The sequence below is a fragment of the Actinoplanes sp. NPDC048967 genome (genome assembly GCF_040649415.1).
Lineage (GTDB): Bacteria > Actinomycetota > Actinomycetes > Mycobacteriales > Micromonosporaceae > Actinoplanes.
Genome location: NZ_JBEZFL010000004.1, coordinates 635,029 through 646,702, shown reverse-complemented (window position 1 = coordinate 646,702; position 11,674 = coordinate 635,029). Strand labels below are relative to the sequence as shown.

Sequence of the window (11,674 nt, the reverse complement as noted above, 5' to 3'; positions counted from 1 at the left end):
TCCCGATCGACCGGTAGCGTGCTGGCGAGGACCGAGCGGCGGGAGCTGGCATGGCGGAGATGATCGAGGGCCACGGCGGGGACCTGGCGCTGGCGGCACTGCGGGCGTACGGGGTGACGGAGATGTTCACCCTCTCCGGCGGGCACGTCTTCCCGCTGTACGACGCCGCGCACAAGGCCGGTTTCCCGATCTACGACGTACGGCACGAGCAGTCAGCCGTCTTCGCCGCCGAGGCCGTCGCCAAGCTCCAGCGCCGTCCCGGCCTGGCCGTGCTGACCGCCGGGCCCGGTGTCACCAACGGCATCTCCGGCCTGACCAGCGCGTTCTTCAACGCCTCGCCGGTGCTGGTGCTCGGGGGCCGGGCGCCCGCCTTCCGCTGGGGCTCCGGCAGCCTCCAGGAGATCGACCACGTCCCGCTGGTCACCCCGGTCACCAAGTACGCCGCCACTGTCACCGGCACCGAGGAGATCCCCGGCGAGGTGGCGAAGGCGCTGACCGCCGCGCTGACCGCCCACCGCGGCCCGGCGTTCCTCGACCTGCCGCTGGAGGTGTTGTTCTCCAGCGAGGACGTCGCCGCGCCGGGCGCGCCCGAGATCCCGGTCGTGCAGCCCGACCCGGAGCAGGTCGCCCAGGCCGCGACGCTGCTGGCCGGCGCCGAACGCCCGGTGATCATCGCCGGTTCCGACGTGTGGAGCGGTGACGCGATCGCCGAGTTGCGGGCGGCGGCCGAGGCGCTGCAGATCCCGGTCTTCACCAACGGCATGGGCCGCGGCGCGCTGCCGCCCGGTCATCCGCTGGCCTTCGCCAAGGCCCGCCGCCCGGCGCTGAACGAGGCCGACGTGGTGGCCGTCATCGGCACTCCGCTCGACTTCCGGCTCGGCTTCGGCGAGTTCGGCGCCGCCCGGGTCGTGCACATCGTCGACGCGCCGAGCCAGCGCGCCGGGCACGTGGAGACAGCCGTCTCACCCGCCGGTGACCTGCGGCTCATCCTCACCGCGCTGGCCGAGCACAGCGGCCGGCGGGCGGATCACAGCGAGTGGATCGAGGGCCTGCGCGCCGCCGAGGACGCCGGTAAGGCCCGCGACGCCGAGGCGATGGCCGCGGAGAGCGACCCGATCAAGCCCGCCCGGATCTACGGCGAGCTGCGCAAGGTGCTGGCCCCGGACGCGGTCACCATCGGCGACGGCGGGGACTTCGTCTCGTACGCGGGCCGCTTCCTGGAGCCCGCCCAGCCCGGCACCTGGCTCGATCCGGGCCCGTACGGCTGCCTCGGCACCGGGCTGGGTTACGCGATGGGGGCCAGGGTCACCTACCCCGACCGGCAGATCTGTGTGCTGATGGGCGACGGTGCGGCCGGCTTCTCGCTGATGGACGCCGAGTCGCTGGCCCGGCAGGGGCTCCCTGTGGTGATCGTCGTCGGCAACAACGGCATCTGGGGCCTGGAGAAGCACCCCATGCAGGCCATGTACGGCTACGACGTGGCCGCCGACCTGCAGCCCGGCCTGCACTACGACCGGGTGGTCCAGGCGCTGGGCGGGGCCGGCGAGACCGTGGAGAAGTCGTCGGACCTGGGCCCGGCCCTGGAGCGCGCGTTCGACGCGGGCGTGCCGTACCTGGTCAACGTGCTGACCGACCCGGCCGACGCCTACCCCCGGTCGTCGAACCTGGCCTGACCGGCCCGGTTCACTCGTCCTTCTCCAGGTCACGCTCCCATTGGGCGAGCAGCTCCCGGTCGCGCTTGGACTGCTCGGTGTCCACCGAGCGCAGGAAGTCGGGATCGTCGTCCGGCGCGGCCGGACGCGGTTTGCGCAGCACGGGGCCGCGCTCACGCGGTGGCGCCTTGGGGCGTCCCGTGAGGAAGTAGGCGAGCGGACCGAGCAGGGGGATCAGCAGGATGACGAGCACCCAGAGCGCTCGGGGCATGTTGCGGACCCGGGGGACCGACAACGCGCTGATGAGCGCGAGCACCAGAAGGACGAGCTGCACCGCAGCCAGGAAGACGAACAACCGGACCATGAGGCAATGATGACGCGCCGGCGGAGTAACGGCGACGATCAGAGCGTGACAAGCACCGTTGCGAGGATCGCGAAGGCCACCGTGATCCCCGCATAGGCGGTGATAGTGCGCTGACCGGGCCGCGGCGGCTGCAGCCTGAGACCACGGGCGCGCCGGTACGCGAGAGCGACCAGCGCGGCCCAGCCGGCCAGGGCGCCCGCCGCCACCAGATACGTGCCGGGCCCCGCCGCCGGGCTGAACGCGGGCCGCGCCGCCAGCAGTGCGACCGCGGCCGCCGACAGGCCGGTACGCCGCCAGGCCAGCCTCGTGCGCTCGGCCGACGCGCCGGGATCGGCGGTCACCCGACGGCCTTGATCACCACGGCGGCGACCAGCAGCAGCGCGCCGAACGCGACCACCAGCGCCAGGATCGCCGGGAAGCGGGACTTGGGCAGGTCGGCGCCGAGCCGCATGGCCCGTTCCGTACGCGCCCAGTGGTCCACCGCCCGCAGCGCGACCACCCCGCCGAGCAGCAGCAGCGCGATGGCGATGCCCTCACGCAGGTGGGCGATCGGCAGCGGCGGCAGGAACTGGGCGCAGGCCAGTCCGCCGGCCAGCAGGGCCAGCGCGGTCCGGATCCAGGCCAGGAAGGTGCGCTCGTTGGCCAGCGAGAACCGGTAGTCCGGCTTCTCGCCGACCACCGGGGTCTTCTGCGGGTTGAACCACTGGTCGAGCACTGGCTGATTATCGACCAGCGAAGTGAACATTCGCACCCGGCTCCTGCGGCCCCTCCGTCGCTGCCGTGGGAGAAGATGGATCAGATCCATCGGTGAGGTGAGTCACTCTCGGTGGTGGAGACCCCTATGCTACCGACGGGTAACATCGGCCGGGGGGACAGCGGCCACGGCTGCAGGCGTGCGTCCACAAACAGGAGGGTCGTCGAAGCGCGATGAACATCGTCGTACTGGTCAAGCAGGTACCCGACTCCGGTGCTGAGCGCACCCTGAGCCCGGGCGACAACACCGTCGAGCGGTCCTCGGCGAACAACGTCATCAACGAGATGGACGAGTACGCCATCGAGGAGGCGCTGAAGATCAAGGAAGCGCACGGTGGCGAGGTGACCGTGCTGACGATGGGACCCGAGCGCGCCACCGAGTCCATCCGCAAGGCACTCTCCATGGGCCCCGACAAGGCCGTACACATCACCGACGACGCCCTGCACGGCTCGTGCGCCGTCGCGACCTCCAAGGTCCTGGCCGCCGCCCTGGGCACCCTCAACGCCGACCTCGTGCTCTGCGGCGCGGAGTCGACCGACGGCCGGGTCCAGGTCATGCCGCACATGCTGGCCGAGCGGCTGGGCGTCGCAGCGCTCACCGGCGCCCGCAAGCTCACCGTCGACGGCAGCCAGCTGACCGCCGAGCGGCAGACCGACGAGGGCTACGAGGTCGTCACCGCGGCCACGCCGGCCGTGGTCAGCGTCTGGGACACCATCAACGAGCCGCGCTACCCCTCCTTCAAGGGCATCATGGCCGCGAAGAAGAAGCCGGTGCAGACGCTGTCGCTGGCCGACCTGGGCGTCTCCGCCGACGAGGTCGGCGCCGCCGGCGCGACCTCCGCGGTGGTCGAGTTCGCGAAGCGGCCGCCGCGGTCGGCCGGCACCAAGATCACTGACGAGGGTACGGGTGGCGAGCAGCTCGTCGCGTACCTGGCCGCCGAGAAGTTCGTCTGAGAAGGGCTCCCACCATGGCTGAAGTACTGGTCGTCGTCGAGGCCTCGCAGGCTTCCGGCGTCAAGAAGGTCACCCTCGAAATGCTGACGCTCGCCCGCACGCTGGGTTCACCCAGCGCGGTCGTCTTCGGCGACGCCGCGGCGTTCGCGGCCAAGCTCGGCGAGTACGGCGCCGAGAAGATCTACGCCGCGTCCGGCGACGACATCGAGAACTACCTGGTCGCGCCGAAGGCCACCGTGGTCGCCGAGCTCATCAAGTCGGTCCAGCCGGGTGCCGTGCTGCTGGGCTCGACCCAGGAGGGCAAGGAGATCGCCGGCCGGCTGGCGGTCAAGCTCGACAACGGTCTGCTGGTCGACGCGGTCGAGGTGACCGCCGACGGCACCGCCACCCAGGTCGTCTTCGCCGGCTCCACGATCGTCAAGTCCAAGGTCACCAAGGGACTGCCGATCATCACGATCCGCCCGAACTCGGTCACCCCGGCCCCGCAGCCGGCCACCCCGGCCGTCGAGCAGCTCACGGTGGCCGTCACCGAGACCGACAAGCTGACCAAGGTCGTCGAGCGGGTCGCCGAGCAGAAGGGCTCACGCCCCGAGCTCAGCGAGGCCTCGATCGTCGTGTCCGGCGGCCGCGGCGTCGGCAACGCCGACAACTTCAAGCTGGTCGAGGAAACGGCCGACCTGCTCGGCGCGGCCGTGGGCGCCTCCCGCGCGGCGGTCGACTCCGGCTACTACCCGCACCAGTTCCAGGTGGGCCAGACCGGCAAGACGGTCTCCCCGCAGCTGTACGTGGCCCTGGGCATCTCCGGCGCGATCCAGCACCGGGCGGGCATGCAGACCTCGAAGACCATCGTCGCGGTCAACAAGGACCCCGAGGCGCCGATCTTCGAGCTGGCCGACTTCGGTGTCGTGGGCGACCTGTTCAAGGTCGTACCGCAGGCCAACGACGAGATCCGCAAGCGTAAGTAAGCAGCGTGCGGAACCGGCCCGGCGGGTTCTCCGCCGGGCCGTTCCGCGCTCCATCCAGCCGGATCGTTTCGGTTGACGGCTCAAGGCATAAGCTTCACTTGATGGCCTACCTGGATCACGCGGCGACCACGCCGATGCTCGCCGAAGCGCTCGACGCCTACGTCGCGGCCGCCCGCGAGGTCGGCAATCCGTCGTCCCTGCACGCGGCCGGTCGCTGGGCCCGCCGCCAGGTCGAGGAGTCCCGCGAACGCATCGCCGCGGTGCTCGGTGCCCGCCCGTCCGAGGTGATCTTCACCAGCGGCGGGACGGAGAGCGACAACCTCGCGACCAAGGGCATCTACTGGGCCCGCCGAGGCGCCGACCGCCGCCGCAACCGGGTGGTGGCCTCGGCCGTCGAGCACCACGCGGTCCTGGACGCGGTCGAATGGCTGGCCACCCACGAGGGCGCCGAGGTCAGCTGGCTGCCGGTCGACGCGACCGGCCGGGTCGACCCGGAGTCCCTGGCGGCCCTGCTGGCCGAGCACGGCGACGAGATCGCGGTGATCAGCACCCAGTGGGCGAACAACGAGGTCGGCACGATCCAGCCGATCGACGAGCTGTCCCGCCTGGCGATCGGGGCCGGCATCCCCTTCCACACCGACGCGGTGCAGGCGGTGGGCCAGGTCCCGGTCGACTTCGCCGCCAGCGGCGTGGCCGCCCTCACGGTGACGGGACACAAGCTGGGCGGCCCGATCGGGGTCGGCGCGCTGCTGCTGGGCCGCGACATCGCCGCGACCCCGCTGCTGCACGGCGGCGGCCAGGAGCGCGACGTACGCTCGGGCACCCTGGACACCCCGGGAGTGGTGGCGTTCGCGGTGGCGGTCGAGGCCGCGGTCAAAACCCGCGAGGAGTACGCCCAAAGGGTGGCCGCCCTCCGCGACGAACTGGTGGAACGGGTCCACCAGGCGATCCCGGACGCGGTCTTCAACGGCCACGCCGCAGACCGTCTGCCGGGCAATGCTCACTTCTCCTTCCCGGGATGCGAGGGAGACGCGTTGCTGCTGCTCCTGGACGCTCAGGGAATCGCATGCTCGACGGGATCGGCCTGCTCGGCCGGGGTGGCGCAGCCGTCGCATGTCCTGCTGGCCATGGGCGCGGACAACGACCGGGCCCGCTCGTCGCTGCGCTTCACTCTGGGCCACACGTCGACGACCGAGGACGTGGACACGCTGCTGGCGGCGTTGCCGGGGGCGGTCGAGCGCGCCCGCCGGGCTACGGCCTGGAAAACACCCCGCTGACCCAGCGCACAACCGACCGCTGCCCCCGCTGCCGCTGCTTGACGTCCGCCGCCGGTTGGCCCCGCCCGCTGCCCGCTGCCCGCTGGCTCGCCGGCCCGCCGCCCGCCCCCCGCCCGCTGCCCGCTGGCCCGCTTCCCGCTGCCGGCCGCCTGCTGGCCTGCCCGCTGCCGGCCGCCCGCTGGCCCGCTTCCCGCTGCCGGCCGCCTGCTGGCCTGCCCGCTGCCGGCCGCCCGCTGGCCCGCTTCCCGCTGCCGGCCGCCCGCTGGCCTGCCGCCCGCTGGCTTGCCCGCTGCTGACCGTCCGCTGCCGGCCGCCCGCCGCCCGCCGACCAACCGCTGCCTGCCGACCGCTGCCCGCTGCCAGCTGGCCCGATGGCCCGCTCGCTGCTAATCGCCCGCTGCCAGCTGGCCCGCCGACCGCCGGCCCGCCCGCTGCCTGCCGCCTGCTACCCGCTGGCCCGCTTGCTACCCGCTGGCCCGCCTGCTGCCCGCTGTCCGGCGGCTGCGGAGCAGCTCTCCACCGCTCTCAGCCCGGATGGTGGCGCGGCGGGGTCGGGACGGCAGGTGCTGGGCCGTGTGTCACTGGACTTTGCGGTGCGCGTACCGGAAAAGGTTCGGCGGTTGAGACAGGGGGTTGAGGCGGCACGGGGGGATGTCGGTGGGGGCGGATAGGCTGAACGGGTGCGAGTTCTTGCAGCTATGTCCGGCGGGGTCGACTCCGCTGTCGCTGCCGCGCGCGCTCGGGACGCCGGCCACGATGTGACCGGGGTGCACCTGGCGCTGGCGCGGAATCCTCAGACCTACCGGACCGGTGCGCGGGGGTGCTGCACGCTCGAGGATTCGCGGGATGCGCGGCGGGCCGCCGACGTCATCGGGATCCCGTTCTATGTGTGGGACATGGCTGAGCAGTTCCACGACAACGTGGTCGACGACTTCGTCGCGGAATACGCGGCCGGGCGCACGCCGAACCCGTGCCTGCGGTGCAACGAGAAGATCAAGTTCGCCGCGGTGCTGGACCGGGCGGTCGCGCTGGGCTTCGACGCCGTGGTCACCGGGCACCACGCCCGGCTGGGGGCGGACGGTCTGCTGCGGCGCAGTGTCGACATCGCCAAGGACCAGTCGTACGTGCTGGCTGTGCTGACCCGCGAGCAGCTCGACCGGGCTGTTTTCCCGCTCGGGGATTCGACCAAGGAGCGGGTCCGGCAGGAGGCGGCCGAGCGTGGGCTGGCCGTCGCCGACAAGCCCGACTCGCACGACATCTGCTTCATCGCCGACGGTGACACCAAGGGCTTCCTGGCCGAGCGGCTGGGGGCGACGCCGGGCGACATCGTGGACGGTCGCACCGGGGCCGTGCTGGGGCAGCACGACGGCACATTCTCGTACACGATCGGTCAGCGCAAGGGTCTCGACCTGCGGGTTCCGGCGCCGGACGGGCGTCCTCGATATGTGCTCTCGATCACGCCGAAGACCAACACCGTGACGGTCGGGCCGCGGGAGGATCTGGCCGTCGACACCGTGACGGCGACCCGGCCGATCTGGCACGGCGAGCAGACTCCGGTCGAGTGCGACGTGCAGCTGCGTGCTCATGGCGAGGTCGTTCCCGCTGTGGTGAGCGTCGGTCCGGACGGGCTGGTGGCCCACCTGCGCGCGCCGGCTCGGGGTGTTGCGGCTGGTCAGGCCATCGTGGCTTATCGGCCGGATCCGGCTGGTGACATCGTTCTCGGCTCGGCGACGATCGCTTCCGGCACCTTGGGCTCGGGCGGTTCGGGCTCGGGCGGCGCGGGTGCGGGCGGTTCAAGCGCGGGCCTTTCGGGCGCCGGCGGTCCAGGCGCGGGCAGTGGCGGCGGGTCCGGCGACGGTTCGGCTGACCGGGTGTCGGCGGGCTCCGACGGGGTCGGGCCGGCGCGTCGTGCCTGATTTTCCCTGGCCGGCCGGTGCGGCCACCGGGGTCGGCTCGCTTCCCGGCACCGACATCGCCGAGGCCCAGCGCCTGATCATGGGCGAGCTGCCCGATCTGCCACACCTCGCCGAGCTGCCCGACCGCGGTCCCGGCGCCGACATGATCGGGCGCACCGCCGGGCTGCTGGTCGAGCTGCCGGTGCAGATCTACGTCGGCCGCTGGCAGATGGCCCCCCGCCCCGGCCGGGACCAGCGTCGCATCGCCGACCTGATGGAACGGGACCTCGATCAGCTCTCCGAGCAGGCCGACCGGTTCACCGGGCCGGTCAAGCTGCAGGCCGCCGGCCCGTGGACGCTGGCGGCCAGCCTGGATCTGCCGATCGGTGGCCGCCTGCTGCGCGACTCCGGTGCCGTGCGTCACCTGACCGAGTCGCTGGCCGAGGGGCTGCGCCGGCACGTGATCGAGGTGCAGAAGCGGCTTCCGCAGGCCTCGGTGCTGCTCCAGCTCGACGAGCCTTCGCTGCCGGCTGTGCTCGCCGGACGTATTCCCACGGAGAGTGGGCTGGGGGCGTACAAGGTTGTCGACGGGCCCGATGCCGCGACGGGGCTGCGGACGGTGGTTGAGGCTGCCGGGGTGCCGGTCATCGTGCACTGCTGCGCTCCGGCCGTACCGTTGCCGGTAATCCGGGATGCGCGGGCCGCCGCCGTCGCGCTCGACCTGTCGCTGATCAAGGATCTTGATCCGCTGGGGGAGGCGCTGGAGGGCGGGCTCGGTCTTTTCGCCGGTGCGGCGCCCACCCGGCCGCCGGCCGACGGCCGGGCGTTGACGTCGGCGCAGGTCGCCGATCGGGCGCAGAAGCTGTGGAGCCGGCTCGGCTTCCCGGCGGCCCGGCTGCCGCAGCAGGTCGTCATCACGCCTGCTTGCGGGCTCGCCGGCGCTTCGCAGTCCTACGTGCGCGAGGTGCTCAAGGCCTGCCGTGACGCCGGCCGGCGGCTCAGCGAGGTCTGACGCCCGGCTTCACCGGGACCGGCTGCCGAAGCGGGCGACCTGGCGGCGGGTGCGCAGGTCCGCCGCGCCCGCGCGGCGCTGGAAGGCGGCCGGGCGGACGACGATCGGTTCACCCAGATTCAGGTACGAGTCATGGCTCGCTCGCGCGTCCCATCGGCGGGTCGGGATCAGCACGTGGTCGCGGCGATGGCTCTTGTCCTGACTGGTGATCTTCAGGACCACGATGCCGTCGCCGCGGCGGCGCAGCACCAGGCACGGGCGCAGCTTCGAGCCCTGCCCGCGGGCATAGGGCACGTCGGCCCACCAGATGTCGCCGCTGCTCGGCCGCCCGGCCCGCCACCGCCGGCGCAGCCACCAGCCGGCCGCGACCAGCACCGCAGCTCCACCCACCCACAGCCACCAGTCCGCCACCGGCAGAACGTACCCGGGCGCCGCCGGCCGCGCATGTCGATGGTTTTGTCGGACCGGGCGACTAACGTGCCGGTAGAGAAGAACGAACCACGGAGGTCTCCCGGTGCCGGAAAAGCAGCCTGTCGATACGCCCGCCGACGGTGCCGAGGCGGCCGCGGTCGCCGAGCAGCTCGCGGAGGGCCGGCCGACCGCCGAGCAGGTCGCCGCCGCCGGTGCCGAGCCCACCCCGGAGGCCAGCGCCCGGCACGCCGAGCTGAGCGACGAGGTCCGCGGCCATCAGTACCGCTACTACGTCCTCGACTCCCCGACGGTCTCCGACGCCGAGTTCGACAAGCTCCTGCACGAGCTGGAGGCATTGGAGGAGCAGTTCCCGGCCCTGCGCACCCCCGACTCCCCGACGCAGAATGTGGGCGGCACCTTCTCCACCCTGTTCACCCCGGTCGAGCACGCCGAGCGCATGTTGTCGCTCGACAACGTCTTCGACGACGCCGAGCTGGGCGCCTGGGCCGAGCGCACCGAGCGGGACGCGGGCGGCCCGGTGCCGTTCATCTGCGAGCTCAAGGTCGACGGCCTCGCCATCAACCTCACCTACGAAAAGGGCCGCCTGGTGCGCGGCGCCACTCGCGGCGACGGGCGCACCGGCGAGGACGTGACCTCCAACGTCCGCACCATCCGCGAGATCCCCGACCGGCTGGCCGACGACGATCCGCCCGAGCTGCTCGAGGTGCGCGGCGAGATCTACTTCCCGGCGTCCGCGTTCGCCGATCTCAACGCCTCGCTGGTTGAGCAGGGCAAGGCCCCGTTCGCCAACCCGCGCAACGCTGCCGCCGGCAGCCTGCGGCAGAAGGACCCGCGGATCACCGCGTCCCGCGGCCTGCGGATGGTCGTGCACGGCATCGGCGCCCGGAAAGGGTTCCGGCCGGATTCGCAGTCCCACGCGTACGAGGCCCTGCGCTCCTGGGGACTGCCCACCAGTGACCGCTGGCGGCTCGTCGACGGGATGGCCGAGGTCCGCGACTACATCGCCTACTACGGCCAGCACCGGCACGACGTCGAGCACGAGATCGACGGCGTGGTGGTCAAGGTCGACCCGGTCGCCATCCAGGGCCGGCTCGGCTCGACCAGCCGGGCGCCCCGCTGGGCGATCGCCTTCAAATACCCGCCCGAGGAGGTCACCACCAAGCTCCTCGACATCGCCGTCAACGTGGGGCGCACCGGGCGGGTCACGCCGTACGCGGTGCTGGAGCCCGTGCTGGTGGCCGGTTCCACCGTGGCCCAGGCGACGCTGCACAACGCCCGCGAGGTCGAGCGCAAGGGCGTCTGGATCGGCGACACCGTGGTGCTGCGCAAGGCCGGCGACGTTATTCCGGAGATCCTCGGTCCGGTCGTCGACCTGCGGCCCGACGACGCGCACCAGTTCGTGATGCCGACCCGGTGCCCCGAGTGCGACACCCCGCTCGCGCCGGCCAAGGAGAGCGACGTCGACATCCGCTGCCCCAACCAGCACTACTGCCCGGGGCAGCTCCGCGAACGACTCTTCTACCTGGCCAGCCGCAACGCCCTGGACATCGAGGTCCTCGGCTACAAGGCCGCCCGCGCGCTCTACGAGTCGTCGGTGCTGACCGACGAGAGTGACCTGTTCGGCCTGACCGCCGACGACCTGCTGCGGTCCCCGTTCTTCGTCAACATGGACGGCACCCTGGGCACCAACGCGGTCAAGCTGCTGGAAAAGCTCGAGGAGGCCAAGAGCCGGCCACTGTGGCGGGTCCTGGTGGCGTTGTCGATCCGGCACGTCGGCCCGACCGCCTCCCGGGCGCTGGCGCTGGAGTTCGGTTCGATGGCGGCCATCGAGGCCGCGGTCGAGGAAGGCCGGATCGAGGAGCTGTCAGCGGTCGACGGCGTCGGGCCCACGATCGCGGAAAGCCTGCGGGAGTGGTTCGCCGTCGACTGGCACCGCGACATCGTCCGCAAGTGGCGCGAGGCCGGCGTCAAGATGGCCGAGGAACGCACCGACACCGGGCCGCGGCCCCTGGCCGGCATGACCCTGGTGGTGACCGGCACCCTGTCGACCCATACCCGCGACGAGGCCTCCGAGGCGGTGCTGGCCCGGGGCGGCAAGGTCAGCGGCTCGGTGTCCAAGAAGACGGCGTTCGTGGTGGTGGGGGACAACCCGGGCAGCAAGTACGACAAGGCGTTGTCGCTGAAGGTGCCGGTGCTCAACGAGGACGGGTTCGCGGTGCTGCTGGCCGACGGGCCGGAGGCGGCTCGGGCGGTGGCCGAGATCGCCGAGGACGCGCCCAAGGAAACGGCGGACGGCGAGCCGAAGAAGGCGGCGGCGGCCCGGAAGCCGAGGAAGAAGGCGGCTGAGCCGGCCGAATAGGACACGCCGAG

Annotated in this window: 10 protein-coding genes and 1 pseudogene; 7 read left to right on the top strand and 4 right to left on the bottom strand. The window is 72.3% G+C overall.

The annotated features are described in order from the left end of the window. Window positions 1–50: 50 nt before the first annotated feature. Window positions 51–1,673, top strand: a complete 1,623-nt coding sequence (locus AB0C12_RS20710) for an acetolactate synthase (protein ID WP_360550167.1) — start codon at window positions 51–53, stop codon at window positions 1,671–1,673. A 10-nt stretch (window positions 1,674–1,683) separates the two neighbouring features. Here the strand turns inward: AB0C12_RS20710 and AB0C12_RS20705 are convergent, their stop codons facing one another. Genes AB0C12_RS20705 through AB0C12_RS20695 form a run of 3 tightly spaced genes read right to left on the bottom strand, consistent with a single transcriptional unit; the run spans window position 1,684 to window position 2,761 of the window. Then, entirely contained in the window at window positions 1,684–2,016 is a 333-nt protein-coding gene (locus tag AB0C12_RS20705) for a PLDc N-terminal domain-containing protein (RefSeq protein ID WP_360550165.1), read from the bottom strand. Window positions 2,017–2,054: 38 nt separating this feature from the next. Next, window positions 2,055–2,357: a DUF202 domain-containing protein gene (locus AB0C12_RS20700; protein ID WP_360550164.1), complete on the bottom strand. Its 303-nt coding sequence runs from the start codon at window positions 2,355–2,357 to the stop codon at window positions 2,055–2,057. Further along, window positions 2,354–2,761, bottom strand: a complete 408-nt coding sequence (locus AB0C12_RS20695; protein WP_360550162.1) for a DUF202 domain-containing protein — start codon at window positions 2,759–2,761, stop codon at window positions 2,354–2,356. Before AB0C12_RS20695 ends, AB0C12_RS20700 begins: the two co-directional genes overlap by 4 nt. Window positions 2,762–2,943: 182 nt before the next feature. On the opposite strand from AB0C12_RS20695, the gene AB0C12_RS20690 reads away from it, so the two are divergent. The 5 genes and pseudogenes from AB0C12_RS20690 to AB0C12_RS20670 all read left to right on the top strand — a co-directional run bounded on the left by AB0C12_RS20690 (window position 2,944) and on the right by AB0C12_RS20670 (window position 8,872). Beyond that, window positions 2,944–3,723: an electron transfer flavoprotein subunit beta/FixA family protein gene (locus AB0C12_RS20690; protein WP_212994079.1), complete on the top strand. Its 780-nt coding sequence runs from the start codon at window positions 2,944–2,946 to the stop codon at window positions 3,721–3,723. Window positions 3,724–3,737: 14 nt separating this feature from the next. After that, window positions 3,738–4,688, top strand: a complete 951-nt coding sequence (locus tag AB0C12_RS20685; protein ID WP_360550160.1) for an electron transfer flavoprotein subunit alpha/FixB family protein — start codon at window positions 3,738–3,740, stop codon at window positions 4,686–4,688. Window positions 4,689–4,789: 101 nt separating this feature from the next. After that, on the top strand, window positions 4,790–5,965 hold the full coding sequence (locus AB0C12_RS20680; RefSeq protein ID WP_360550158.1) for a cysteine desulfurase family protein: 1,176 nt from the start codon (window positions 4,790–4,792) through the stop codon (window positions 5,963–5,965). Window positions 5,966–6,645: 680 nt separating this feature from the next. Continuing rightward, window positions 6,646–7,707: pseudogene (gene mnmA / locus AB0C12_RS20675) on the top strand (tRNA 2-thiouridine(34) synthase MnmA); the annotation flags it as partial. 166 nt (window positions 7,708–7,873) lie between these two features. Beyond that, window positions 7,874–8,872, top strand: coding sequence for a methionine synthase (locus AB0C12_RS20670; RefSeq protein WP_360550156.1), 999 nt, complete (start codon window positions 7,874–7,876; stop codon window positions 8,870–8,872). A 9-nt stretch (window positions 8,873–8,881) separates the two neighbouring features. Here the strand turns inward: AB0C12_RS20670 and AB0C12_RS20665 are convergent, their stop codons facing one another. Then, on the bottom strand, window positions 8,882–9,283 hold the full coding sequence (locus tag AB0C12_RS20665) for a type II toxin-antitoxin system PemK/MazF family toxin (RefSeq protein ID WP_360550154.1): 402 nt from the start codon (window positions 9,281–9,283) through the stop codon (window positions 8,882–8,884). 103 nt (window positions 9,284–9,386) lie between these two features. On the opposite strand from AB0C12_RS20665, the gene ligA reads away from it, so the two are divergent. Continuing rightward, a complete protein-coding gene (ligA, locus tag AB0C12_RS20660; RefSeq protein ID WP_360550152.1) occupies window positions 9,387–11,663 on the top strand; it encodes an NAD-dependent DNA ligase LigA in 2,277 nt (758 codons plus the stop codon). Window positions 11,664–11,674 lie beyond the last annotated feature (11 nt).

Bases quoted from the DNA above. Each gene is read 5' to 3' on its own strand.
- AB0C12_RS20690 (WP_212994079.1), top strand. From the start codon at position 2,944: ATGAACATCGTCGTACTGGTCAAGCAGGTACCCGACTCCGGTGCTGAG.
- AB0C12_RS20705 (WP_360550165.1), bottom strand. From the start codon at position 2,016: ATGGTCCGGTTGTTCGTCTTCCTGGCTGCGGTGCAGCTCGTCCTTCTG.
- AB0C12_RS20685 (WP_360550160.1), top strand. From the start codon at position 3,738: ATGGCTGAAGTACTGGTCGTCGTCGAGGCCTCGCAGGCTTCCGGCGTC.
- AB0C12_RS20695 (WP_360550162.1), bottom strand. From the start codon at position 2,761: ATGTTCACTTCGCTGGTCGATAATCAGCCAGTGCTCGACCAGTGGTTC.
- AB0C12_RS20680 (WP_360550158.1), top strand. From the start codon at position 4,790: ATGGCCTACCTGGATCACGCGGCGACCACGCCGATGCTCGCCGAAGCG.
- AB0C12_RS20710 (WP_360550167.1), top strand. From the start codon at position 51: ATGGCGGAGATGATCGAGGGCCACGGCGGGGACCTGGCGCTGGCGGCA.